The sequence below is a fragment of the Luteimonas sp. A478 genome (assembly GCF_054052025.1).
Genome location: NZ_JBSVRF010000001.1, coordinates 112,809 through 137,385, shown reverse-complemented (window position 1 = coordinate 137,385; position 24,577 = coordinate 112,809). Strand labels below are relative to the sequence as shown.

The 24,577-nt window shown below is 63.1% G+C and carries 21 protein-coding genes, 3 tRNA genes and 2 pseudogenes; 5 read left to right on the top strand and 21 right to left on the bottom strand.

Annotated elements, in window-relative coordinates; genetic code table 11:
• Positions 1-21: 21 nt before the first annotated feature.
• Complete coding sequence (gene dxs / locus ACW7G3_RS00700; protein ID WP_456980628.1) at positions 22-1,938, top strand: 1-deoxy-D-xylulose-5-phosphate synthase; 1,917 nt, start codon at positions 22-24, stop codon at positions 1,936-1,938.
• Positions 1,939-2,027: 89 nt separating this feature from the next.
• Positions 2,028-3,146 carry a diguanylate cyclase gene (locus tag ACW7G3_RS00695; protein ID WP_456971572.1) on the top strand — a complete coding sequence of 373 codons (1,119 nt, stop codon included), beginning with the start codon at positions 2,028-2,030 and terminating at the stop codon, positions 3,144-3,146.
• 95 nt (positions 3,147-3,241) lie between these two features.
• Here ACW7G3_RS00695 and ACW7G3_RS00690 read toward each other — a convergent pair.
• The 11 genes and pseudogenes from ACW7G3_RS00690 to uvrB form a co-directional block, all read right to left on the bottom strand.
• Positions 3,242-3,318: transfer RNA gene (locus tag ACW7G3_RS00690), tRNA-Pro, on the bottom strand.
• Between the two features lie 23 nt (positions 3,319-3,341).
• Complete coding sequence (locus tag ACW7G3_RS00685) at positions 3,342-3,698, bottom strand: MerR family transcriptional regulator (protein WP_456971570.1); 357 nt, start codon at positions 3,696-3,698, stop codon at positions 3,342-3,344.
• Positions 3,698-3,996, bottom strand: a pseudogene (locus ACW7G3_RS00680) (integration host factor subunit alpha); the annotation flags it as partial. The gene ACW7G3_RS00685 and the pseudogene ACW7G3_RS00680, both read right to left, overlap by 1 nt.
• A gap of 16 nt (positions 3,997-4,012) precedes the next feature.
• Complete coding sequence (gene pheT, locus ACW7G3_RS00675; RefSeq protein WP_456980627.1) at positions 4,013-6,388, bottom strand: phenylalanine--tRNA ligase subunit beta; 2,376 nt, start codon at positions 6,386-6,388, stop codon at positions 4,013-4,015.
• Between the two features lie 90 nt (positions 6,389-6,478).
• Positions 6,479-7,489: a phenylalanine--tRNA ligase subunit alpha gene (gene pheS / locus ACW7G3_RS00670; RefSeq protein ID WP_456980626.1), complete on the bottom strand. Its 1,011-nt coding sequence runs from the start codon at positions 7,487-7,489 to the stop codon at positions 6,479-6,481.
• Between the two features lie 117 nt (positions 7,490-7,606).
• Positions 7,607-7,966: a 50S ribosomal protein L20 gene (gene rplT, locus ACW7G3_RS00665; protein ID WP_456971564.1), complete on the bottom strand. Its 360-nt coding sequence runs from the start codon at positions 7,964-7,966 to the stop codon at positions 7,607-7,609.
• Between the two features lie 13 nt (positions 7,967-7,979).
• Positions 7,980-8,177 carry a 50S ribosomal protein L35 gene (rpmI, locus tag ACW7G3_RS00660; protein ID WP_456971562.1) on the bottom strand — a complete coding sequence of 66 codons (198 nt, stop codon included), beginning with the start codon at positions 8,175-8,177 and terminating at the stop codon, positions 7,980-7,982.
• 257 nt (positions 8,178-8,434) lie between these two features.
• Positions 8,435-8,956 (bottom strand): translation initiation factor IF-3, encoded by a 522-nt coding sequence (gene infC, locus ACW7G3_RS00655; RefSeq protein ID WP_456972200.1) that lies wholly within the window; start codon positions 8,954-8,956, stop codon positions 8,435-8,437.
• A 79-nt stretch (positions 8,957-9,035) separates the two neighbouring features.
• Complete coding sequence (gene thrS / locus ACW7G3_RS00650) at positions 9,036-10,943, bottom strand: threonine--tRNA ligase (protein ID WP_456980625.1); 1,908 nt, start codon at positions 10,941-10,943, stop codon at positions 9,036-9,038.
• A gap of 114 nt (positions 10,944-11,057) precedes the next feature.
• Positions 11,058-11,132 (bottom strand) — tRNA-Val (locus ACW7G3_RS00645).
• Positions 11,133-11,408: 276 nt separating this feature from the next.
• Positions 11,409-13,442 carry an excinuclease ABC subunit UvrB gene (gene uvrB / locus ACW7G3_RS00640; protein WP_456971548.1) on the bottom strand — a complete coding sequence of 678 codons (2,034 nt, stop codon included), beginning with the start codon at positions 13,440-13,442 and terminating at the stop codon, positions 11,409-11,411.
• 227 nt (positions 13,443-13,669) lie between these two features.
• Here uvrB and ACW7G3_RS00635 point away from each other — a divergent pair, with 227 nt between their 5' ends.
• Positions 13,670-14,191: a GspH/FimT family pseudopilin gene (locus ACW7G3_RS00635; RefSeq protein ID WP_456980624.1), complete on the top strand. Its 522-nt coding sequence runs from the start codon at positions 13,670-13,672 to the stop codon at positions 14,189-14,191.
• Positions 14,192-14,263: 72 nt separating this feature from the next.
• Positions 14,264-14,340 (top strand) — tRNA-Asn (locus ACW7G3_RS00630).
• A gap of 253 nt (positions 14,341-14,593) precedes the next feature.
• On the opposite strand, the pseudogene ACW7G3_RS00625 reads toward ACW7G3_RS00630, so the two are convergent.
• The 4 genes and pseudogenes from ACW7G3_RS00625 to ACW7G3_RS00610 all read right to left on the bottom strand — a co-directional run.
• Positions 14,594-14,833 (bottom strand): annotated as a pseudogene (locus ACW7G3_RS00625) (type II toxin-antitoxin system RelE/ParE family toxin); the annotation flags it as partial.
• Positions 14,834-14,868: 35 nt separating this feature from the next.
• The gene (relB, locus tag ACW7G3_RS00620; protein WP_456971540.1) at positions 14,869-15,051 is read right to left on the bottom strand and encodes a type II toxin-antitoxin system RelB family antitoxin; all 183 of its coding nucleotides are present in this window, start codon (positions 15,049-15,051) and stop codon (positions 14,869-14,871) included.
• Positions 15,052-15,523: 472 nt separating this feature from the next.
• Complete coding sequence (locus ACW7G3_RS00615; protein ID WP_456980623.1) at positions 15,524-16,819, bottom strand: type II toxin-antitoxin system HipA family toxin; 1,296 nt, start codon at positions 16,817-16,819, stop codon at positions 15,524-15,526.
• Entirely contained in the window at positions 16,816-17,073 is a 258-nt protein-coding gene (locus ACW7G3_RS00610) for a helix-turn-helix domain-containing protein (RefSeq protein ID WP_456971535.1), read from the bottom strand. The genes ACW7G3_RS00615 and ACW7G3_RS00610 overlap by 4 nt, the downstream gene beginning before the upstream one ends.
• A 426-nt stretch (positions 17,074-17,499) precedes the next feature.
• Here ACW7G3_RS00610 and ACW7G3_RS00605 point away from each other — a divergent pair, with 426 nt between their 5' ends.
• Positions 17,500-18,039, top strand: a complete 540-nt coding sequence (locus tag ACW7G3_RS00605) for a GspH/FimT family pseudopilin (protein ID WP_456980622.1) — start codon at positions 17,500-17,502, stop codon at positions 18,037-18,039.
• Positions 18,040-18,113: 74 nt separating this feature from the next.
• On the opposite strand, the gene ACW7G3_RS00600 is transcribed toward ACW7G3_RS00605, so the two are convergent.
• Genes ACW7G3_RS00600 through ACW7G3_RS00575 form a run of 6 tightly spaced genes read right to left on the bottom strand, consistent with a single transcriptional unit; the run spans position 18,114 to position 24,521 of the window.
• The gene (locus ACW7G3_RS00600; protein WP_456980620.1) at positions 18,114-18,581 is read right to left on the bottom strand and encodes a type IV pilin protein; all 468 of its coding nucleotides are present in this window, start codon (positions 18,579-18,581) and stop codon (positions 18,114-18,116) included.
• A gap of 3 nt (positions 18,582-18,584) precedes the next feature.
• A complete protein-coding gene (locus tag ACW7G3_RS00595; protein ID WP_456980619.1) occupies positions 18,585-21,902 on the bottom strand; it encodes a pilus assembly protein in 3,318 nt (1,105 codons plus the stop codon).
• Positions 21,903-21,944: 42 nt separating this feature from the next.
• On the bottom strand, positions 21,945-22,502 hold the full coding sequence (locus tag ACW7G3_RS00590; RefSeq protein ID WP_456980618.1) for a pilus assembly PilX family protein: 558 nt from the start codon (positions 22,500-22,502) through the stop codon (positions 21,945-21,947).
• Entirely contained in the window at positions 22,499-23,479 is a 981-nt protein-coding gene (locus tag ACW7G3_RS00585) for a hypothetical protein (RefSeq protein WP_456980617.1), read from the bottom strand. Before ACW7G3_RS00585 ends, ACW7G3_RS00590 begins: the two co-directional genes overlap by 4 nt.
• A 47-nt stretch (positions 23,480-23,526) precedes the next feature.
• Entirely contained in the window at positions 23,527-24,000 is a 474-nt protein-coding gene (gene pilV / locus ACW7G3_RS00580; RefSeq protein WP_456980616.1) for a type IV pilus modification protein PilV, read from the bottom strand.
• Entirely contained in the window at positions 23,997-24,521 is a 525-nt protein-coding gene (locus ACW7G3_RS00575; RefSeq protein ID WP_456980615.1) for a GspH/FimT family pseudopilin, read from the bottom strand. The genes pilV and ACW7G3_RS00575 overlap by 4 nt, the downstream gene beginning before the upstream one ends.
• Positions 24,522-24,577 lie beyond the last annotated feature (56 nt).

Genomic DNA, 24,577 nt, shown 5'->3' with positions numbered 1-24,577 from the left:
CCGGGGGGCGAAAATGCCTGCATGATCGACATCAAACGCTATCCGCGGCTTGCGCGGATTGATTCGCCGGCCGACCTGCGCGGCTTCGACGAAGCCGAGCTCCCGCAGATCGCCGACGAACTGCGTGCCTACCTGATCGAATCGGTTGGAAAATCCGGCGGCCACTTCGGCGCCGGCCTGGGCGTGGTTGAACTGACCACCGCCCTGCACTGGCTTTACAACACGCCCGACGACCGCATCGTCTGGGACGTGGGCCACCAGTGCTATCCGCACAAGATCCTCACCGGCCGCCGCGACGCCATCCATACCGTCAAGCAGAAGGACGGCGTGGCGCCTTTCCCCAAGCGCGAGGAAAGCGAATTCGACACCTTCGGCGTCGGTCATTCCAGCACCTCGATTTCCGCCGCCCTGGGAATGGCGATTGCCAACGCCCAGGCCGGCAACGACCGCAAGGTGATCGCCGTGATCGGCGACGGCGCGATGACCGCGGGCATGGCCTACGAGGCGCTCAACCACGCCGGCGGCATGGATACCGAGCCTGATGTGCTGGTGATCCTCAACGACAACCGCATGTCCATCTCCGAGGCGGTTGGCGGCCTGACCCGCATGCTCGGGCGCATGAGCGGCAGCAGCACCCTCAACGCCCTGCGCGAAGGTGGCAAGAAGCTGCTGGGCGACAAGAACAGCCCGTCCGCGCGCTTCGTCAAGCGCTGGGAAGGCCAGTGGAAAGGCATGTTCGTGCCGTCCACCCTGTTCGAGGAAATGGGCTTCCACTACACCGGCCCGATCGACGGCCACGATACGAAGGCGCTGGTAGGCGCGCTGCGCACGCTCAAGGGCCTGAAGGGTCCCCAGCTGCTGCACGTGATCACCACCAAGGGCAAGGGATTCGAACTGGCCGAGGACGACCAGATCGGCTACCACGCCGTCTCGCCGTTCGACCCGGCCAAGGGCGTGGTCTCCAAGCCTGGCGCAAAGAAACCCACCTACACCGATGTCTTTGGCGCGTGGCTGTGCGACATGGCCGCCGCCGACGACAGGCTGATGGCCATCACTCCGGCGATGCGCGAGGGCTCGGGTCTGGTCCGCTTCAGCAAGGAATACCCGGAGCGCTATTTCGACGTGGCGATCGCCGAACAGCACGCGGTCACCCTGGCCGCCGGCATGGCCACCGAGGGCGCCAAGCCGGTGGTGGCGATCTACTCCACCTTCCTGCAGCGCGGCTACGACCAGTTGGTACACGACGTGGCCATCCAGAACCTGGACGTGACTTTCGCCATTGATCGCGGCGGCGTGGTTGGTCCGGATGGTGCCACCCACGCCGGCAACCTGGACCTCAGCTTCCTGCGCTGCGTGCCCAACATGGTGCTCATGGCCCCGGCAGACGAAGACGAGTGCCGGAAGTTGCTGACCACCGGCTTCAGGCATCCAGGACCGGCCGCGGTGCGCTATCCCCGCGGCACCGGCCCCGGCGTCGAGATCCAGGGCAGCCTGGAAACCTTGCCGATCGGCAAGGCCCAGCTGCGCCACCAGGGCAGCCGCTTGGCCCTGCTCGCCTTCGGCGCCATCGTGCCGGCAGCAGAGCGCGTGGGCGCGGAACTTGGCCTGACCGTGGTCAACATGCGCTTCATCAAGCCGCTCGATCGCAACCTGCTTGTGGAACTGGCCAGGACGCACGAAGGTTTCGTCACCCTGGAAGACAATGTGGTGATGGGCGGCGCCGGCTCTGCCGTGGGCGAGCTGCTGCATGCCGAGGGCATCACCCTGCCCATGCTGCAGCTCGGTCTGCCCGACGCGTTCCAGCACCACGCCAGCCGCGAAGACCTGCTGGCGGAGGCCGGACTGGACGAAGCCGGCATCCGCGCCGCCGTGCTTGCCCGCTGGCCCGACCTGCAGCACCCCGGATCGCAGGCGCGCGCCGCCGTCGGCGGAGCCTGACGACCCCGCCGGAGCCGGATTAACGTTTCCGCCGCTGCGCAGGTTTATCATCTCCGGTTGTCCATCACCGCGCAGCCAGGGGGAAATGCGTGCGGACGCCACAGCGCTCCAAGGACAGGATCTCCACGCAGGCGCCACCGGGTGCGGAGCGGATGCAGCATGCGTTCGCCCGGCTTCCCTGGCGGACCTACCGCTATCGGATCCTTGGCATGGGCCTGGGCAGCGTGGGCATCGGTGCGGTGCTGCTGGAAAACGACGCGCCGCTGCCCCTGTGGCTGCTGTGGTTTTTCACCGGTATCCTCTGGCCGCACCTCGCCTTCCTGCTGGCCACCCGCAGCGCCGTTCCCTATCGCGTCGAGATACGCAACCTGCTGCTGGATTCGGCCCAGGTAGGCATATGGGTCCCTCTGCTGCAGTTCAACCTGCTGCCCAGCGTATTACTGCTGACCCTGGTCACGGTAGACAAGATCAACACCGGCATCCCGCGACTGTGGTTGTGGTCACTGCCGGCAATGCTGGGCGGACTGCTGGTCACCGGGCTGCTCACCGGTTTTGCCATCCAGCCGACCACCAGCATGTCCGTGATTGTGGCCAGTCTTCCCATGCTGATGATCCACACCATCGCAGTCAGCCTGGGAAGCAACCGCCTGGTCCACCGGATCCAGGACAAGAACCGCCAGCTGGACCAGCTCAGCCGTGTCGACATGCTCACTGGATTACACAACCGCCGCCACTGGCAGGACCTGGCCAGTCACGCGTTGCGACGGCACCAGCAAGCAGGCACGCCGGCAGTCCTGCTCGTGCTCGACCTGGACAATTTCAAGAGCTACAACGACCGCTACGGACACGGGTTCGGCGATGAAGTGTTGTGTTCGGTCGCCGAGGCGATCCGCATGCACACCGTGGCGATCGGCGAAGCCGGCCGCTACGGCGGCGACGAATTCACCGTGCTGCTGCCCGACATGGACCAGGACGCGGCCGGCCGTATCGCGGAGCTGATCCGCGCGCAGGTAGAGTCCATCTCCCTGCCGGCAGCGCCGGACGCACGGATAAGCATCAGCGTGGGCCTCGGCCGTGCAGCCATCGACTGTGCCAGTCTGGAGCAGTGGATCGAACGTGCCGACGCGGCCCTGTACCGGGCCAAGCGCGCCGGGCGCAACCGCGTGGCCGTGCAGCGGGACGCAATGGCCACAGGCACCGATCGCTAGAGCAACGTCGAAAGGTGCCCACTGCTCTGCACCGGGTTGCAAAGAAAAAGCGGCTCCGAGGAGTCCTCGTAAGCCGCTGTTTTCAAACTGGATATTGGTCGGGGTGGCCGGATTCGAACCGACGACCACTTGTCCCCCAGACAAGTGCGCTACCAGGCTGCGCTACACCCCGTTGATCGAAACATTATACCCGGATCAGCGCCGCAGAGTCTGCAGAACTTCTTCCAGTTCGGCCCGCACCTGGCGCAGGATCTGACCGCTCATCGAGGATTCCTGGCGGGCATCATCACCCTCCAGGCGCTGGCGGGCACCGCCGATGGTGTAGCCCTGTTCGTACAGCAGCCCGCGGATCTGCCGCACCATCAGCACATCATGGCGCTGGTAGTAACGACGGTTGCCACGGCGCTTGACCGGGTTCAGGCCCGGGAATTCGGTCTCCCAGTAGCGCAGCACGTGCGGCTTCACATCGCACAGCTCGCTGACTTCACCGATGGTGAAATAGCGCTTGGCGGGAATAGGCGGCAGCTCCCGGTTGCTTCCTGGATCAAGCATTGTCCTCTCCCGGCGTATACGCCTCGACCCGCTCCTTGAGCTTCTGCCCCGGGCGGAAGGTGACCACCGTGCGCGCGGAGATCGGGATTTCCTCGCCCGTCTTCGGGTTGCGGCCCGGACGCTCATTCTTGCGCCGCAGGTCGAAGTTGCCGAAGCCCGACAGCTTGACCTGGCGCCCCTGTTGCAGCGCTTCGCGCAGCACTTCGAAAAACGCGTCGACGAATTCCTTCGCCTCGCGCTTGTTCAGGCCGACTTCCTCGTACAGCCGTTCGGCCATTTGTGCCTTGGTCAGTGCCATGCCGCTTACCGGATCCTCAACTGCGAATGTGCGCGCCGTGTTCCTGCTGCAGTGCACGGGTCACACCCTGCACCACCTCTTCCACGTCACGCTCAGTCAGGGTGCGCGATTTTTCCTGAAGGATCAAGCCCATAGCAAGGCTCTTGAACCCGTTTTCTACGCCCTTGCCCTGATAGACGTCAAACAGCCCAAGCCCGACCAGCAGCGGCCCTGCGACGGCGCGGATGGAAGCCTCCAGCGCAGCCCAGGTGACTTGCTCCGGCACCACAAAGGCCAAATCGCGGCGGACCGAGGGGAAGCGTCCCAGCGACTGCACCTGCGGCAGCTCGCGGCGACGCAGCGCTTCCAGGTCCACCTCAAAGCTGATCACCGCATGGTCCAGGTCCAGCGCGCGCAGCAGGCGTGGATGCAGCTCGCCGATCCAGCCGATGCACTCGCCATCCCGGTAGACATCGGCCGAGCGGCCCGGGTGCCCGTGCGCTGCCTGCGAAGGACGGTAGTCCAGCCGCACGCCTGCGCATGCCGCCAGACTCTCCAGATCGCCCTTCAGGTCGTGGAAGTCGACCGCGCGCGAATCTCCGCTCCACTGTTCAACCCGCGCATCGCCAATTGCCGCCGCGGCGATTCGTGGTGTTTCTTCGGGTGCGTTGCCCGGGCTGGAGGCGGCAAAGGCACTGCCGATCTCGAACAGCCGCACCCGCGACTGCTGGCGGGCAGCGTTCCGGGCAAGTGCATCAACCAGGCCGGGTAGCAGCGCGGTGCGCATCACGCCCAGCTCCGCGCTGAGGGGGTTGGCCAGGGGTACGGCGCCTTCCTGCAGCTGCCAGTTGGCCAGCAAATCCGCGTCCACGAAGGCGAAGTTCACAGCTTCCAGCCAGTCGCGCCCCACCATGTGCCGGCGCAGATCCGCCTCCGCCACCCGCCCTTCGGAATCCGCAACCACCCGGGTCGCGCCGCTGGGCAGCGTGGTGGGCACGTTGTCATAGCCGTGGATGCGGGCAACTTCTTCGATCAGGTCTTCCTCGATCGCCAGATCGAAGCGGCGGCTCGGGGGCGTGGCCAGCCAGCCTTCGCCGGTCTCTTCCACACTCATGCCAAGCGCGCGCAGGATGCGGCCCACTTCGGCATCTTCGACCTGTACGCCCAGCACTCGGACCAGGCGCTCGCGCCGGAGCGGGATCGCCAGCGGCTTCGGCAGGTACTCGGGCAGCACTGCTTCGGTGACCGGTCCTGGGACCCCACCGGCCACCTCAAGAATCAGGCGGGTGGCAGCCTCCATCGCCGCACGGGGGAGCTCCGGATCCACTCCACGCTCAAACCGGTGTGCCGCATCCGTGTGCAAGCCCAGCCGACGGCTGCGCCCGGCAATCGCGGCAGGTGCAAAGTGGGCGGACTCGAGGAATACGTTGCGGGTGGTGTCGGTCACCCGGGTGTCCTGACCACCCATGAGTCCGGCCAGCGCCACGACGCGGTCGGCGTCGGTGACGGCCAGGAATTCGGGGTCCAGATCCACTTCACGCCCGTCCAGCAGCACCAGCTTCTCGCCGGCGCGAGCGCGGCGCACGCCCACCGGGCCCGTCAGCAGGTCGCGATCGAAGGCATGCATGGGCTGGCCCAACTCGAGCATCACGTACTGGGTCACGTCGACCAGGAAGCTGACCGGGCGGATACCACCGCGGCGCAGGCGCTCGGCCATCCACACCGGGGTGGCGACGCTGGCGTCCACGCCTTCGATCACCCGGCCGAGATAACGCGGCGCATCAGCGCCGGCATGCAGCTCCAACTCAAGCGCCGAGTCGCTGGCGGCGGGCACCGGTTCGGGATCAAACCCGGACACGGTGGCCCCGAACGCAGCGGCCACGTCAAAGGCCAGGCCGCGCAGGCCCAGGCAGTCGGCGCGGTTGGGGGTCAGGCCCAGCTCGATCACGCTGTCGGGCAGGCCCAGGTAGTCCGCCAGGGGCGTGCCCACCGGCGCATCCGCGGGCAGTTCCATCAAGCCGGAAGCGTCGGCATCCACGCCGAGCTCGCTGGCCGAACACAGCATGCCGTTGGACTCGACGCCGCGCAGCTTGGCGCTTCTGATGGTGATCTCGCCCAGCTGGGCGCCCACCATGGCCAGCGGAGCCAGCAGGCCGGGGCGGGCGTTGGGGGCGCCGCACACGATCTGCAGCGGTTCGCCCTGTCCGGCATTCACCTGGCATACCTGCAGGCGATCGGCCTGGGGATGCTTTTCACAGGACAGGATGCGGGCAACCACCAGCCCATCCAGCTCCTCGCCCAGCCGCTCCACTGCCTCGACCTCAAGGCCGATGGCGGTCAGCCGCTGCTCCAGCGCGGCGCTGTCGGCATCCAGGGAGACATGTTGGCGCAGCCAGTTTTCCGAAAACTTCATCGTTCGTAATCCGTCGGGCGGGGCCTGCCCCGCCAATCCAGTTGATCCGATGCGCGCCCGGCGGGCGCCACCCGGTGGGCCATTGCGGTACTAGGCGAACTGCCTGAGGAACCGCACATCGTTCTCAAAGAACGCGCGCAGGTCGGTCACCCCGTAACGCAGCATCGCCAGCCGCTCCACGCCCATGCCGAAGGCAAAGCCGGTGTACTTCTCCGGATCGATGCCAACGTTGCGCAGCACGTTCGGATGCACCATCCCGCAGCCCAGCACCTCCAGCCAGCGGGTTGAACCGTCAGGCTGCTGCCAGGCGATGTCGACTTCCGCCGACGGCTCGGTAAACGGGAAGTAGCTCGGACGGAAGCGCATTTCGAAGTCGCGCTCGAAGAAGGCCCGCACGAACTCGGCCAGGGTGCCCTTGAGGTCGGCAAAGTTGGCGCGCTCGTCCACCAGCAGGCCCTCGCACTGGTGGAACATCGGCGAATGGGTCTGATCCGAGTCGGAGCGGTACACCTTGCCCAGCGCGATCATGCGCAGCGGCGGCTTGTGTTCGCCCATGTAGCGCACCTGCACGCCCGAGGTATGGGTGCGCAGCACACGGCGCTCGCCGCTGCCCTCATCGGCGGTGTAGAAGGTGTCGTGCATCGCCCGCGCCGGATGGTGGGGCGGGAAGTTGAGCGCTTCGAAGTTGTGCCAGTCGTCCTCGATTTCAGGACCTTCTGCACGTTCGTAACCGAGCCGGCCGAAGATGTCGGCGATGCGTTCGATGGTGCGGCTGATCGGGTGCACGCCACCACGTTCGGCGTCGCGTCCCGGCAGGGTCACATCGATTGCCTCGGTGGCCAGACGCGCGTCCAGCGCGGCGTCCTCGAGCACCTGGCGGCGTTCGGCCAGCGCCATGCCCAAGGCGTCACGGACCTTGTTGATCCCGGCGCCAGCGGCCTTGCGCTCACCAGCGGGCAGCGCGCCCAACCCCTTCAGCAGCGCGGTCACGCTGCCCTGCTTGCCCAGCAGCGCCACCCGCAGCGCCTCAAGCGCCTCGGGGGTCGACGCGGCGGCAATCTCCGCCAGCGCCTGCCGGTTGATCTGTTCGATATCAGCCATGGGCCCCATTACCCCCAACGCAAAAAACAATGGGGAAGGACTTGCGCCCTTCCCCATGCGTGTACATCGATGTCCGGCCGCGCCCACCGTTCAAGGCGTGCGCGGTACGGGACACTCTTACGCTGCGAGCGCGCCCTTCGCCTTCTCGGCCAGCGCGGCAAAACCGGACGCATCGTGCACGGCGATGTCCGCCAGCACCTTGCGGTCCAGCGTGATGCCAGCCTTGCCCAGCCCGTTCATGAAACGGCTGTAGCTCAGACCGTTGATGCGGGCCGCGGCGTTGATGCGCACGATCCACAGCGAGCGGAAATTACGCTTCTTGTGCTTGCGGTGGATATAGGCGTACTGCTGGGCCTTGATGACAGCCTGGTTGGCAACGCGGAATACCTTGCGGCGTGCGTTGTAGTAACCCTTGGCCTGACTCAGGACCTTCTTGTGACGACGGCGGGCCTGAACACCGCGTTTGACTCGTGCCATTGTTCAGTCCTCCTCAGAGATACGGCAACATGCGGTCGAGACGACCACTGTCGGCTGCCGAGATGTGGTTCGTCCGGCGGAGGTTGCGCTTCCGCTTCGTCGTCATCTTGGTGAGGATATGGCTGCGGTTGGCGTGGCCAGCCTTGTACTTGCCGGAAGCGGTCTTCCGGAAGCGTTTGGCCGCGCCCCGATGGGTCTTGATCTTGGGCATTTGGATGTCCTTTGGTCTCTTTCTGGCTGGGAGGCGGACGCTGCCGCACTTGGATGCCCCAGACCGGTTACAAGCCCCTGCTCCACAGGTGGAGCGATCCACAGCTGGAAACAGAGGCGGCTCACAGGATCGTGAATCGCTCCGGCGAACCGGAGCCGGCCATTATGCCGCGTCGCCGCGTGCCATGCAATCCGGATCCCGCAGGCCGACCCGGCGATGCCGGAACCCGCGGGCCGTCGGGGGGCACAGCCCCCGACCTACTTCTTTTTCGGAGCGATCATCATGACCATCTGACGCCCTTCCATGCGCGGGCGCGACTCGATCACGATGTCTTCGCCAAGGTCGGCCTCGATCCGCTGCAGCATGCCGCGGCCGAGTTCCTGATGGCTCATTTCGCGGCCACGGAAACGGATGTTCACCTTGACCTTGTCGCCTTCTTCCAGGAAGCCGCGCATCTTGCGCATCTTGATCGCGTAGTCACCGGAATCGGTGACCGGGCGGAACTTGACTTCCTTGATCTCGACCTGCTTCTGCTTCTTTTTGGCCAGGTTGGCCTTTTTCTGCAGGTCGAACCGGAATTTGCCGTAATCCATGATCCGGCATACCGGGGGATCGGCGTTGGGCTGGATCTCAACCAGATCGAGTCCTTCTTCCTGCGCTTGGCCAAGGGCCTCGTCGCGCGAAAGTACGCCAATCATCTCGCCATCGGATCCAATTACGCGTACGCGGGGTACGCGGATGTCCTGATTTCTGCGATTCTGCTTGTCCGGGGTGCTGATATTGCAATCTCCAAGATCGATAAAGCCGGCCGCTCGTCAGCGTCCGGGACTGCCGGCGCGCGAAGCGCCGGTACACACATTATGCCTGCGCGAGCCCGTCACGGAGAAGTGAAGCAACGCCGGATATCGGCATGCTCCCAAGATCCTCCCCCGCCCTCGTGCGTACAGCAACCGCGCCATTTTCCTTTTCGCGGTCCCCCACCACGAGCAGGTACGGCACCCGCTGCAGTGTGTGCTCCCTGATCTTATAGCCGATTTTCTCGTTGCGCAAATCGGATTCGACCCGGAAGCCTTGATTCACAAGGGTTTTGCGCACCTCTTCCACGTGGTCGGCCTGGGCGTCGGTGATGTTCATCACCACCGCCTGCACCGGCGCCAGCCAGGCCGGATACGCACCGGCATGGTGTTCGATCAGGATGCCGATGAAGCGCTCCATCGAGCCAACGATGGCCCGATGCAGCATGACCGGCGTCTGCCGCTGGCTGTGCTCGTCTACGTACTCGGCGTCCAGGCGGCCCGGCATCATGAAATCGACCTGCACGGTGCCCAGCTGCCAGGTGCGGCCGATCGCGTCGCGCAGGTGGTATTCCACCTTGGGGCCGTAGAAAGCGCCCTCGCCGGGCAGTTCTTCCCACTCCACTCCCGCCGCGCCCAGGGCAGATCGCAGCGCCGTTTCCGCCTTGTCCCATACGTCGTCATCGCCCAGGCGCGCCTCTGGGCGCAGCGCCAGCTTGACCTGCACATCGTCAAACCCGAAGTCCGAGTACACCTTCATCGCCTGGGCGTGGAAGGCGGTGACCTCGGACTCGATCTGCTCCTCGGTGCAGAAGATATGGCCGTCGTCCTGGGTGAAGCCGCGCACGCGCAGGATCCCGTGCAGCGCGCCGGACGGTTCGTTGCGATGGCAGCTGCCGAACTCGCCGTAGCGGATCGGCAGGTCGCGGTAGCTGTGCAGGCCCTGGTTGAAAATCTGCACGTGGCCCGGGCAATTCATCGGCTTGACCGCGTAGGTGCGCTTCTCGGATTCGGTGAAGAACATGTTCTCCTGGTAGTTGTCCCAGTGGCCGGATTTCTTCCACAGCGACACGTCCAGGATTTGCGGGCAGCGCACTTCGCCATAGCCGCTGTCGCGGTAGACCTGGCGCATGTACTGCTCCACCGCCTGCCACAGCGCCCAGCCCTTCGGATGCCAGAACACCAGCCCGGGGGCCTCTTCCTGCAGGTGGAACAGCTCCTGCTGCTTGCCGATGCGGCGGTGGTCGCGCTTCTCGGCCTCCTCGATCCGCTGCACGTAGGCGTTGAGCTGCTTCTTGTCGGCCCACGCGGTGCCGTAGATGCGCTGCAGCTGCTCGTTCTTGGCATCGCCGCGCCAGTAGGCGCCGGAAATGCGCAGCAGCTTGAACACCTTGAGGAAGCGGGTGTTGGGCACGTGCGGGCCGCGGCACATGTCCACGTATTCCTGATGGTGGTACAGGCCCATCTCGGTGACTTCCGGGCCCATGTCCTCGATCAGGCGCAGCTTGTAATCCTCGCCCCGCTGGCTGAAGACCTCGATCGCTTCCTCGCGCGGGGTCATGCGCTTGATCACGTCGTAATTGGTATCGATCAGCTCGCGCATGCGCTGCTCGATCGCAGCCATGTCCTCGGGCGTAAAGGGGCGCTCGTACCAGATGTCGTAGTAGAAGCCATCGTCGATCACCGGCCCGATCACCATCTTGGCGTCCGGATACAACTGTTTGACTGCGTGCCCCACCAGGTGGGCGCTGGAGTGGCGGATGATTTCCACGCCCTCCTGGTCCTTCGGCGTGATGATCTGCAGCTGCGCGTCCTGGCTGATCAGGTCGCTGGCATCCACCAGCCGCCCGTCGACCTTGCCGGCCACGGTGGCCTTGGCCAGGCCCGGACCGATGGATTCGGCCACCTGCATGACGCTGACAGGACCATCGAACTCGCGCTTGCTGCCGTCTGGGAGGGTAATCGTGATCATGGGAAGGACCGGTCGGGTATTCGTGGGTCGGACGGGAGTGCAGATCAAAAAAAACCCGGCTCACTGGCCGGGCTTCTTTCTACACTCGTAGGTCCAGAAAATCATGGACCTGAGTGGTGGGCGGTGAGGGTTTCGAACCCCCGACCCCTACCATGTCAAGGTAGTGCTCTACCACTGAGCTAACCGCCCATCAAGCCGGGAATTCTATCCCGCCCGGCTACGGCTGGCAACTGCGGCGATGCGCCCCACGCCTGCGGGATGGGCGCCCCTGTGGATTGAACCGCCCTGTGGCACGAACCGCCGACCCTCCCGTAGGAGTGCGCCATGCGCGCGAAGCCGCGTGACACATGTCACTGCCGCAGGACATCGGTTGTCGCGTCATCGCCGGAGCCACCTCGCAAACCAGGATTCACGCGGCTTCGCGCGCATGGCGCGCTCCTACAGCCGTTCGGAACCCTGCCTACGTTACTTCAGCGACGCGTCCTTCAGCCGGCGGATCCGGTCGCGGACCTGGGCGGCCTCCTCGAATTCGAGGTCGCGGGCGTGGCGGTACATCTGCTGCTCCAGCTCCGCCAGCTTCACAGCAAGCTGTGCCGGCGCCATGGAGGCATAGTCCTCGACCTCCTCAGCCACCTGCTGACGCGATTTGCCCCGCCCGCGTTTCTCCAGCGCCGGCTCGGATCGCGCGCCCTCCATGACGTCCATCACCGCCCGGGCCACAGTCGTTGGGGTGATGCCGTGCTTTTCGTTGTACTCGACCTGGCGCTGCCGGCGGCGGTCGGTCTCCTCAATTGCCGCCTGCATCGACCGGGTGATCCGGTCGGCGTAGAGGATCGCCTTTCCGCGCACGTTGCGGGCGGCGCGGCCGATGGTCTGGATCAGCGAGCCGGTGGAGCGCAGGAAGCCCTCCTTGTCCGCGTCCAGGATCGCGACCAGCGACACCTCCGGCATGTCCAGGCCCTCGCGCAGCAGGTTGATCCCCACCACCACGTCGAACTCACCCAGGCGCAGGTCACGGATGATTTCCACCCGCTCCACCGTTTCGATGTCAGAGTGCAGGTAGCGCACCCGGACCCCGTGTTCGGCCAGGTATTCGGTGAGGTTCTCCGACATGCGCTTGGTGAGCGTGGTGATCAGCACCCGGTCACCCATGGCCACGCGCTTGTTGATCTCTGACAGCACGTCATCAACCTGGGTCGCCACCGGCCTGATCTCCACCTCCGGGTCAATCAGGCCGGTCGGCCGGACCACCAGCTCGGTGATCTCGTTCTCGGCATGTTCAAGCTCGTACTTGCCCGGCGTGGCTGAAACAAAGATGGTCCGCGGCGCCCGCTCCTCCCACTCCTCGAAGCGCAGCGGGCGGTTGTCCAGCGCCGACGGCAGCCGGAAGCCGAATTCCACCAGCGTTTCCTTGCGCGAGCGGTCGCCCTTGAACATGGCCCCGATCTGCGGAACTGTTACGTGCGACTCGTCCACCACCAGCAAGGCATCCGCCGGCAGGTAGTCGAACAGCGTCGGCGGCGGCTCGCCCGGCAGGCTGCGGGTCATGTGCCGGGAGTAGTTCTCGATCCCGTTGCAGTACCCCACCTCGGCCATCATCTCCAGGTCGAACTGGGTGCGCTGCGACAGTCGCTGGGCTTCCACCAGTTTGTTCTGCGAGTACAGGAACTCCAGGTGTTCCTTCAGCTCCGCCTTGATCGTCTCGATCGCGTTGAGCACGCTCTCGCGGGTGCTGGCGTAATGGGTCTTGGGGTACACCGTGAAGCGCGGCACCCGGCGCTGCACCGCCCCGGTGAGCGGGTCGAACAGGCTGAGGGCCTCGATCTCCCCGTCGAACAGCTCGATCCGCAGCGCCTCCGCGTCCGACTCGGCCGGGTGCACATCGATCACCTCGCCCCGTACCCGATAGGTACCGCGGCGCAGTTCGATGTCGTTGCGGCTGTACTGCAGCTGGGTCAGGTGCCGGATCAACGCACGCTGGTCGATCCGCTCTCCCACGGACAGGATCAGGCGCATCTTCAGGTAATCGTCCGGATCGCCCAGGCCGTAGATCGCCGACACCGACGCCACGATCAGCGCATCCGGCCGCGACAGCAGCGCCTTGGTCGCCGCCAGCCGCATCTGCTCGATGTGGTCGTTGATCGAGCTGTCCTTCTCGATGTACGTGTCCGACGACGGCACGTAGGCCTCAGGCTGGTAGTAGTCGTAGTAGCTGACGAAATACTCCACCGCATTGTGCGGGAAGAACTGCTTGAACTCCCCGTACAACTGCGCCGCCAGGGTCTTGTTCGGCGCCATGACCAGGGTCGGCCTCTGGACGCGCTGGATCACGTTGGCGATGGTGAACGTCTTGCCCGAGCCGGTCACACCCAGCAGGGTCTGCTTTGCCAGTCCCGCCTCGAACCCCTCGGTCAGCTTCTCGATCGCCTGCGGCTGGTCGCCGGCCGGCTCGAAAGGCGAGGCCAGCTGGAAGGGACGTGATTCGAGGTGGTCACTCATTGGCAGGGGGCGCAGCAGGGGAAACCCCCAAGTCTAGACCCTCCCCATCAACGCCCCCTGACCACGCCCCGTAGGAGCGCCCCATGGGCGCGAAGCCGCGTGACCCCTCAGTCCCAGCCCGACCCTGATTTCAGCAATCCCCCCCCCTACCACCCAACGCCTCCTCCGGCGATGCCCAGCGCTGAACCCCGCCCCCAGACTGTTCCCAACCCTCCCGGAGCCGCCCCATGACCCGCAAGGACGCCGGTCTCACCCTCATCGAACTCCTCACCACGCTCACCATTGCCGCTATCACCCTGACCATCGGCCTGCCCGCCTTCAGCGGCACCCTGGAGCGCACCCGCGTCTCCACCGCCATGCACCAGGTCAGCGCAGACCTGGCCATGGCCCGCAGCACCGCCATCATGCGCCGCGCCCAAGTCGTCGTCTGTCCGCGCACCACTGACTACCGCTGCCGGACTGACAGCGACTGGGGCCAAGGCTGGATGGTGTTCACCGACGACGACGCCAACCGCCAGCCTGACGAGGACGCCCACATCCTGCGGATCACCGATCCGCCAGCCCGGCGCAGCTTGAGCATCGACTCCACCCGCCGCTTCCTGCGCTACCAGCGTGATGGTCGCAGCGCCCATAGCAACCAGACGGTGCGGGTGTGCAGCAGCGGACTTCTGGCCGGCACCGTGGTAGTCAACAATCTTGGACGGGTGCGGACATCAAGACCGATTCCTGGTACCCGATGCCCGCAGTGACGGGCTGGGACACGCGCCAGACTTCCGGCGCTTGACCAACTGCCGCAATTCCTTAGAATGGCCGATCTCCCCGCCCGAATAGCTCAGCTGGTTAGAGCACTTGACTGTTAATCAGGGGGTCGCTGGTTCGAGTCCAGCTTCGGGCGCCAAAGATTTCAAGGGCCTGCGATGCAAATCGCGGGCCCTTTTTTCTTTGCCCCGTAACAGGGCACGTAACATTGGGCGAACCGGAGATCGACCTCAAGCCGATCTATCCAAGGCTGCCAGCCGGCACGAAGTGTGCCAGCAGCTCCGACGAAAACGGCGACGTAGCCTGGTAGCTCTCCGAACACAAGAGATACCGCAAGTCAAGACTGAACGCCGCCTTCTGGAAGCTCCCGTCTTTCCTGGCGCTTGGGACGCTTAGGGGTACTGCTGGCGAGCGTGCAAGACGGCGAGGATCTCCACGCTGATCGAGCCAACGCGGTAGACGAGCCAGTAGTTAGGGTGTGCCAGAAGCTCGCGCGTGCCTGCCACGCGCCCCGCGCGCCCAAGGTAGGGGTGATCGCTCAAGGGAAGCGGTGCGGCCTCGACCTGGTCTTTCAGAGCGCGGGCGGCGTAGGGGTTGTTGCTGGCGATGAAGGCGATGATCTCGGCGAGATCATGCCGAGCGGCCGACTGCTACTCGACCGGAAGCGTCATGCGCGGCGACGTTCGGCCGCGACGATGATCGCCTCCATCTCCGCCATCACCTGGTCATGTGGAATCGTCGGCCGCGTGTCGGCCATGGCGCGCTCGACCTTCGCCCGGAACCACCGATCGTAACTCTCGGCGGCCTCAGTGGTCTCGAACTCGGAAACGCGGGGATCAAGCTGTGTCATGCGTACAGCCTACTCGAAGTGGCGTGATGTCGCAGTACCATCACTCTTGGGCTCACTTGGCGGACCTGTCGGAATATTCTACGGTAGTCAGGAAAGGGGGCGTGGTGTCATTCATGAGGTACAGCACAGGTACAACCAGCAGATTTCACGCATCAACCCAAGTTGACGTAAGTTGATGATTCTTAATTGATTTCACTCTGCACAGGTTGATACACATCAACACTAAGAATCACTAACCTAGTGTTTTACAAGGAAACTGTTAATCAGGGGGTCGCTGGTTCGAGTCCAGCTTCGGGCGCCAAAGAATTCAAGGGCCTGCGATGCGAATCGCGGGCCCTTTTTGGTTCTTCGCGGAAGTCCGGGGAACACCCATGTCAGATGATAAAGCCTGCCTCCCGTTCCGGGAGGGATTTCGCATGTTCGTGGCCCCGAAGCACTACTCAGTGTTTGCCCAGCAACCCGGAGCGGCCGATCACCGGCGCCCTGTCTTGACGGGCTGGGGATCTGAGAAGTTGGTGAACGCCTCACCCAGCTCAGCCTCCCCCATGGCGTAGATACGATTGTGCCGCAGGCCGCCGATTCCCTCCTGCCAAGCAAGCAGCATGCGCTTGCCGATCTCCCCGAAGTCCGGATGTTCTTCCATCGCTTCGCGGACCTTGGGCCCGACCTCGACCATCGCGGTTCCAATCTGGTCGACGATGTTGGCCTGCTCTCGCGCTGGCAGCCCAAACGTGGCGGTCAAAAAGGTCTGCAGGTTCCTCCCGGGAGCCCAGGTCTTCTTGCCCATCAACGAGATTCCGGGCGGATTCCTGGCGTAGTCCTGATAGGCGGCGGTTGTGATCATGTCGTAGGCCGGCGCCAGATGGACATCTTCTCGGCGGGTGTAACGCAGGGCCACGTTCTTGGCATGACAGTCGGCGTTACGCAGGGCGTAGGTCAGCAGGAGCATGGTCGCCATTTCCCGGAAGACGCCCACCCGATTTGCGACTGGGACGTGATCGCGGACTGCCTTGGCAATACGCTCCCAAGTGGTTTCGTACTTGGCGGCAGGGCGCAGACCCAGCAAGGCGCAGAAGTCCTCCATGCCCCAAAGGCGGGCACCGTTCTCGTCCACGTCGAAACGGTGGACGACTAAAGCCTGGCCGTCTCGGGATACTTCGGTCTCCGCGGCAGGCATCACACGGCGGGTTACCTGCATGCACAGGTGTTCATTGAGGGACACGAACGGCAAGAGCCGGGATGATCCCTTGATGATGTGTTTGTGCGTGAGCAGCGTGGTCTTGGTGTGCGGGCCGGTGCCGGTCTTCACGGTCGCGCTGTCCAGGAACTTCGGCACAACGCCCGATACGCCGCTGGTGGCATGGCGGCGAACCAGCTCGGCGAAGGCCTCCTCGGAGTTGTCGCCTTGCAGCAAACCTGCGACGTCTACGGCTTGCGCAGGCACGTCCAGGCTTGCTCCCGACGGAGCTACCTGGATGCGTCCAATCATGTTGCGGCCGATGACCGACAGGAGCGCCATCGGACTGGCGCCAATGACCGGGCCAAATTGCTCCTGCAGCACCTGCAACAGGTACCCCTCGGGCAAGTTCATCTGAAAGACCGGGTGCAGAACGTCGTCCCAGATATAGGGTTCAGGCCGCACATGCATGGTCAGGGAGACGAAGTCATCCGTACCCACACCGTCGTGATAGATCATCGAACTCTTGAAGTCGCCTTCTGCTTCGAGCGTGGCAACCTCACGGCCGAGTACGTGGACGGACAGGCTCACTCGCCGCCCCCGCGCTCACGCCGAAGCTCGTCCAGCGAGCCGGAAGCACCGACTTCGACGAACTCCAGCTCCATGCCCAGCGCGGCCAGCACCGCCAGAAGTTTGCGGGAGCCGAACTCGGCCACTTTGCCGCGCTCGAAGCGGGACAGGGACTCCTGGGAAACACCCGCGCTGGCGGCAACGTACCCTTGCTTCAAGCCAAGGGAGCGTCGCCTCATAGCTACTGCCTCACCGAGCTCCAAGACTGTTTGCATTTGATCTATACATCAAATAATGGGATGTTCCGTCGATTATTTGACATATACGTCTAAATTGCAACCCCGTGGCCCAACGCGTTTGCCGCCGCGCCAGAACCTCGTGCTCTCTCCATACGGCCACGTGCAGGTGCACAATCAAGCCGCAGCAGTAGGCGTATCGAGCCGAATGCGGTGAACTTGCGTCGACCATTCCCAGGCCAGAGCAAACCGTGTAGACCCGTGACAAGGCCTGCAGGAGTATCCCAGGAAGCAGGTGGCCTCCGTTTGCAGTCGTGGGCAGCCCTGCGAGAAGTCAGGCGGGGCCAGGCGAGGAAACGCCCGACACGGACTTCAGGTTTTCCCGACGCCAACTCGCGACACATGCCGGTATGACGGCCTGAAAGCACAGCCTAACCTGCTCGCTCACCTGGCACGGAGCCGAGCATGGACCACAAGGAAGTGGGGCTTACCCTCGTCGAACTGGTCACCACGATGGCGGTACTCGCGATCACCCTGTCGATCGCCGTGCCGTCGTTCGCTGCGTTGCTGCAAAGCAATCGCGAAACAACCACCTATCACCTGCTGACGACTTCACTGGCCTCCGCGCGGCTGAGCGCCGTGAAGGACAACGCGCCCGTGACGGTGTGCCCGAGCACCGATGGCCGCCGTTGCCGCAATGACACCATCTGGAGCGACGGCTGGATCATCTACCGCGATCCGGGGCGAGACCGGCAACCGGCTACCGATGACGCCGTGCTCCAGCGCTTCGACACCGTGCCCACGGGACTGCACTTGCACAGCACCGCGGGTCGCCTGCGCGTGCGGTTCCTTCCGGGCGGCTGGGCGTATGGCAGCAATCTCAGCATCCACCTGTGCCGGGCGGGGGACGACGGTCACCTTGGCAGCGTCATTGTCAACAACGGCGGGCGGCCACGGACCAGCCGACGGGCAACTCCGGCCGCCTGCCCTTTCCGCATTGATTGAGGTCTGATCAGGGTTCGCCCAGCCACAGCAACGAACCTGCCCTGCTCGCACGGCTGAGACGGGCATCGATCGCGTTACCAGCAGTCCTTGTAAGAACCAGCGCTCCCTCCTTTAATGGACTTCACTCCCGTGTGGTCGAGTGCCAAGATTCCACACTGCGTATCCTTGGCTTCCTGCCGTCCACTCGGAGCAGCCTGCACTTTGTAGCTCGTGGCGTTGTTGCTTTCCAGCGAGATCAGGTAATGGCCGGAAAGATCCGTCGCACAACCGAATGTAGGCAGAACACTCACTCCTGCATAGCTCATCGTGGTCGTGTAATGCCGCTCCATGTACTGGGCGGCCTCCATCAGGCATGTCGCGGCGGTGGCACGCCGGGTCTTGATCACATGGTTCTCGTAGCTTGGATAGGCGATCGCGGCCAGGATCGCGATAATCGCGACCACCACCATGAGTTCGATCAGCGTGAAGCCGGAATTTCTGGTCGGGACGACGCCCCCGTTGACGCGTATTCGCCTCACAACACTCTGGAAATAGCCTGCCATCTGTCAGTCTCCAACGATCTCTCGCCAAGAAATGCGGCCCTTGATCAGGGGGTTGTGGATGCCGACTTCACCAGCAGTTCCCAAGGAACCACCCGCGATCAGCAGGTTCTCGACAACCGTTGGCGAAGTGGGCATTGAAATGTTCAAGTCGACCGAACCCACCGGGCGCGAGTCATCGCCGCTGCCGAGTACGTCGTCATCGAACTCGCCGTCGCCATCGACGTCGAAAAACCCTGCTTGGGTCGCCGTCCCGGAAAAAGCGTCAATCGAGTTCAAATAACCTGTCCCCCCGGACAAGCAAGGATCCGAACTCGGCAGGATCGAAGCGGCAACCAGGACGCGGCCCACCATCAACGGATCGGAAACCATTCGCTCGGAGGGCGCGCCGTTATCGGGCACGTCCAGATTGACATACCAGCCACGGGAATCCAGATCCAGCGCCTGGTACGGCTGGAACGCGCGCACGGCGTGTTCGCCAGTCGTGCCACGAAGTTCGATCGCGCGTGGGGTGAGCTGTGTATCAGAAGTGATCCTCTCGCCCGTGTCCTTGACTCCGTACCAGCGCTGCTGATCGGTGGTCAGCGGATCACCCGCCTCCAGGTACTTGCCGGTGCCAAAGAAGACCCAGCGCTGGAAGGTCCTGGGCTCGAACGCCACCTGCAGGCCGCCAGTGATCGGCCGACCCGTTGCGATCAAAGGATTGCCGCCCGATGCACGATATACCTGCCCAGAGATATTTTCCCCATCTGCCAGCCCCCAGTCCTTGGGATCCCCGAAGTCGAGATCGAACTTCCAGACGTTACCCTTGAGGTCGGCCGCAAAGACAAAGTCGTGAACTCCATCTCCGTCTTCATCCCATGCCTGGATGCTGGTGATTCCGTTGTCATCATCTTCTATCCGAATGGTCCGGACCATTTGACCTGACTCGGCATCGACGATGAACAACGTTGCATTCCCCGACCCACTATTGATTCCATTCCCAAAGATGGCCATCGCAGGTAAGAGCGACGCGTTGGCCCCCTTGCCATCATTCGCGTTCGTTCTGACAATCAATGGTTTGTTGAGGATCAAGCCCAAGTCTTCACGATCCGCCTCGCCCCAACTACTAGGCGCGGCAGATGGCGATGCCTCCCACAACACGTTCGAATCGTCGAAGCTTGCGGGCTTGGAAACATCGAGAGCAAACAAGCCTGGCCCCCCGCGTCCCAGAGTGCCTACGAGCAGGTTCTTGTCAGGCGTCCTGGACTGCGTTGAAACGGTAATCGGGCCGTCGACAAAGAATAGGTGCTCGTAGTCCGGCTCAGCCAATTTCTCAAGTCTCGAATCTGGAATCAGGTTCGAACTCGGAACATAGGCGAACAGCTCCTTACCGGTCGTCGCATTGAAGGCGTGCAACATTCCATCGTTGGCACCAACGAAGATCGTTGCGGGCGAGGTTTCGCTCGTGAATGCAGGGGAAGAGTTGACGATGTCACCCAGGACCGAACTGCGATCTCGGAAAGGGCCGCCATTCTGTTCTTCCTCGTCCTGCGACCCCAAGAGGTACTCCGTCAGGTCAGTGCCCAATGTCCCCACGCGCTGGGAATAAAACGTCCCCCCATCGGTAAACGTAGTGGATTTCCGCTGGGTGTAACCCGGGAGTTCCTGGGAAGCCCGCCACGAGGGTGTTGTGCTCACCTTGCCGTTGATGATCGGGTACGACGCCAACTCGCCCGTCCAGCGCCCCCCGACGTAGCTGGCCTGGAAGATCCGGGTCTCGGTATCCAGCCGGACACTGTTGGCAGCCACATTGGAACCGGACTCGACGCGCTCAATGATGCTATTCAGGGCTGCCCGAAGCTCGCGGGAAAATGTTTCCGGATCCGCCGCACTGTAGAAGCCGCCACGGGAATTGACGGCTGCGTGCAGTAGGTCGTCAATCTTGTGTTCTTCGTTGCTTGTCGGGTTGGGCCAAAAGGGGGTGCCGCTGTCTTTACCGATCTGACTAAAGGCAAAATCGGAAGAAATCGTCCCCTCAACTCCCAACCCGATTCCATACGTCACCATATGCTGGTGCGTATTCGGATTCAGCGGACTGGCAGGAACCTTGTTTCCCATGCCCGTCCGGAGGTCGCGGCTCCAATAGTGGTAAGCCACGTCCGCCAAAGTGTTTTCGTAATCATCCTGGAACGGATAGCCCGCAGTTGAGTCACCCCCTGCAATCGAGAAACCGCTATCGTTCCAATACCCGTCTGTCATGAGCATCGCGAAGCTTTGCCTGCACTGTAGACGTTGGTTGTAGTTGCTGCCGCTGCTGTTGCCCACATCCGTGCGCCACGGGTCGTCAACACCCTCCTCTGATTCATAGTAATCACCCACATCCCTCAATGCCCTACGAGAGGGTGTTCCGACCCCACCATTGACCACTCCTGTGTAGAGATCGTTGTAAAAATCTATACGATCATCACCTGCAAATGGCCGAACACCTCTTACTACGCGAGGTGATGAATTGAGGGTCGCATAACCCACTCGAGGAGCTACCTCGGCATCCCTTGAAAGACTGGAAAACGCGCGACCAATTCCTCCGCGGCTCGCCAAAATCCGTGTGCGATAGTACTGAAACCAGTTTGCAAAATTCTTCAGCTCATCCCCGACCACTGAATGCCTAGTGTAACTGCTGCTTTCGTACTTGTCGCCCCCGTCATAGGTATAGTAAATGTTGAACTCGATGGTTCGCGTTCCAGACTCTGCAACACAAGCACGATCCGTGCACATGCTGTCATCCGTTCGCTGCCACCACACTTTGGAATAGGGCTGGGCTGTCGTCAGGTTGACACAGCCCTTGTCCTTATTTTCTGGATTCCAGTATGCGCATTCCGGATCGGCCTCTGAGTAACTGCCCGCCTCCGCCTTGGCCCAAGGAAGATACTCAATCTCCGGATTGTAGTACTGCACATTGAACTGAGCGGTCCGGACGATTCGTCCGTATACGTTATCGGGGTCGGCAACGATATTTGCGTAGTCACTGCTTCCGCCATAAAGACGGGAAACCAAGGGGAAGACCCGCCCGATATTGGTCGGCTCCCACTCACTTTCATCTGACTTCTTAGTGATCTCGTCAATAGACGCACCCGGCGTGATTTCCCCGTGCATCGATCCCGAGTCATCCAAGATGAACATGATATTTGGCGGCACGCTCACGGTAGACTGCAGCGGTACATCTGGGATGTCCAGCGCGTAGCCTGGCGAGGCAAGGAGAACCGCCAACAGGCCAAAAAGGGCCGCGCGCAGCCGCTGCGGACGTCGGGGCTCCATCACTCGGGACTTGGTTGGAACTGACATCGCTCTACTCCGTTACGGGCCGGACTGCGCCCATGAGTCGGTTCATTCAGGGGATGTGTAGCTGCTCTGGAGGACAACTTCGGCGCGTCCAGCCGCCCGCGCCCGCGCGGTAATTCGGTAGCGTGGCCCCAAGCACCCCACCGGCATCGGCTCGGACCGTTCACAGCCGATCCAGTTCGGGAAGTCCCCCATGTATTCAATGAAATACTCAGGCGTGACCTTCAAGTCTCCGGACTCCACGGTCGCGGCCTGCTGGTACGGCGGTAACTGCTGATCCCAGCGATCGACCCAGTTGTCGTTGCCATCCGGATTCGGCTGCCCGCACATTCCTCCGGTGCAGCCGCTGGTGTAATCCGACCGGTTGGAGGAAGCGGCAAGGGCCTCGCCCTCACGCAGAGCCGCCTCTGCGGCCTGGAACATCAGCGACCGATCCATCAGCGCGGCGCTCATGCGCTCTTCCAGAAGAGTTCCCCGCATGCTTGCCAGACCCAGCAGGGTCACAATCAACAGCAGCAACAATACGACCACCAGCGCCGCGCCACGCTGCCCGAGCGGCGACGGATACGCGCGACCATACCCTACGGAAGCAGCGGCGCTCATGGATTGCGCCCCCGCAGCGTGACCACGTGTGCAAGCTGGCGGCTCAAGACCTTCCCATCGGTACCCTGGATCTGGCCGTTGCGAAGCGCTCCAGGAGCCGCCTCCAGCTTCGCTTCGATGCGGATCGCGCTGATCTCGTTCCACCGGTCCGCAGGAACGGCGGTAGCGACGTGGTAGTCACTGCCCGGGAGGTAATAACTCAGGTCAAGGTCAACAACGCCCTCGGTTATCTCCTCCGCCGTCCGCCCGATCACACGCCGATACAGGGATCGCCCGCCCCTGGAGTTATGCCCGATGTACCAGATTGCCGAATGCAGCTTGGCGATGATGGCATTTTCGTCGTAGACCTTCCCATCCTTCGGTTTATCGTCACACGCGGGATTGACCGGGAAGCTGAGGGACTTGCAGAAGTTGCCGCCGGACCCGAACTTGCTCTTTCCGGTGTTATGCCCAACGTGGGAAACGGCACCTCCCGGTGACATTTCGAAGATACTCGCCTGCGAGTAGTCGCAGATGATCAGCACGTCTCCTTCCTTGAATCCATGGTCCGGCGTATTGACATGGATGACCGCCGAGGCCGGGTTATGCTTTGTCACCGTCACGCCGGAGCCCCCCCCCGAGCGAATTTCCACTGCCTCCGTCCCTTTTATCCGGCCGCCCGGCGCCTCGCCGAACAGTGCCAGAGGTGCTTCCTGCGCCCCGTCGTAACCGCGCAAGCCGTCGCCCCACTCATACAGTCCTGAGCCGGCAGGATTCTTCAGGGTATTTGCGACGGGTAGATCATTTCCGCATGCCGTCGCGCCCGCTTCACGCAGGTCACGGGCCATCAACTCGAACGCAATACGTCCGTTTTCCTGGATACGCCCCAGAGTTTCAGTGGCGCTATAGGCCTGGCTGTTGGAGACGAAGATCATTCCCGCAGCGCCTACTACAAGCAACCCCAGCAGCAGGGCAATCATCAGTTCGATCAAGGTCACGCCACGCTGGCGGCCGCGTCGGACGGGAGACGAGTTGAGTTTCCGGTTCATAGCCTGCTCGTAGTCACAATGCTCATGTCTTCCGTGCCCGCGGTAGCCCTGGATTCGTTCCAGCGCACCGTCACCGAGCACACGTCTCCGGATGTGCAACTGACCGCTCCACATGCACTTTCACCGACTGTGGCGTGCAGCGACTTCACCCAGAAATTGAGATCACTTTGTGCCCGTGTACCTGCGGTTGGCACCTCGCAGGGCTCCGAAATATTGATATTGTATGCACCGCCCTTCGCCGCGCTGAGGTTGGAGCGCATCGCATCGAGAATCGAGTAGCTCTGGATCACCGCCTGTGTCCGTTCGACCGACGCCTGGCTGTTGCGTAGAGCCACCGCCTGGATAGCCGCCACACCCAGCAGGCCGACACCCAGGATGAGAACAGCGATCAACACTTCGATCAGCGTGGCTCCGCGCTGGCAACGCCGCGGAGAGCGTGAATGTGATTGTTTGGTAATTGAATGGCTCATGCGTCTGGAACCGTTGCAGTGCAGCTTGAAGAAGACACTGGCGCGTCCGTCGAGATACGCGCCCCCGAGATGGAAATGCGCCTTGCATTTTGCTTGGGCCTGTCGGCATCGATGCAGACCTCCATCACCCCGTTGAGCACGGTACCCGGGGCGCCACCTTCACGGGCCAGCCCATCAGGACGGAAAAGGATCTTGCTAGCGACCTTGGAGCTGCCACGCGCCGTAAGGCGAGTGTTGATTTCAAGGTCCCGCAGGACCGCTCCACTCGAATCGCGTACCACCACCCGTGCCCAATCACTCCCGGAGCAAGTCGAGCCGTTTTCGGTCGGACAGACTTCGACCCGCGCATTACGGCGCACGGCCTCCAGACGCGCGCTCTGCAAAAGCGCGATCATTTCATTGGTTCCCGAAACGAGATTGTTTCGGTTGGTCAACTCCTGAAAGCTCGGCGCTGCAAGAGTCACCAGGATCGCCAATACCGCAACGGTCACCATCAATTCGATCAGCGTGAAGCCGCTCACGCTCCGCGGAACCGCGTGACTATGCCCGGACCCTGCTGTAACCATGTGCCCTCCCC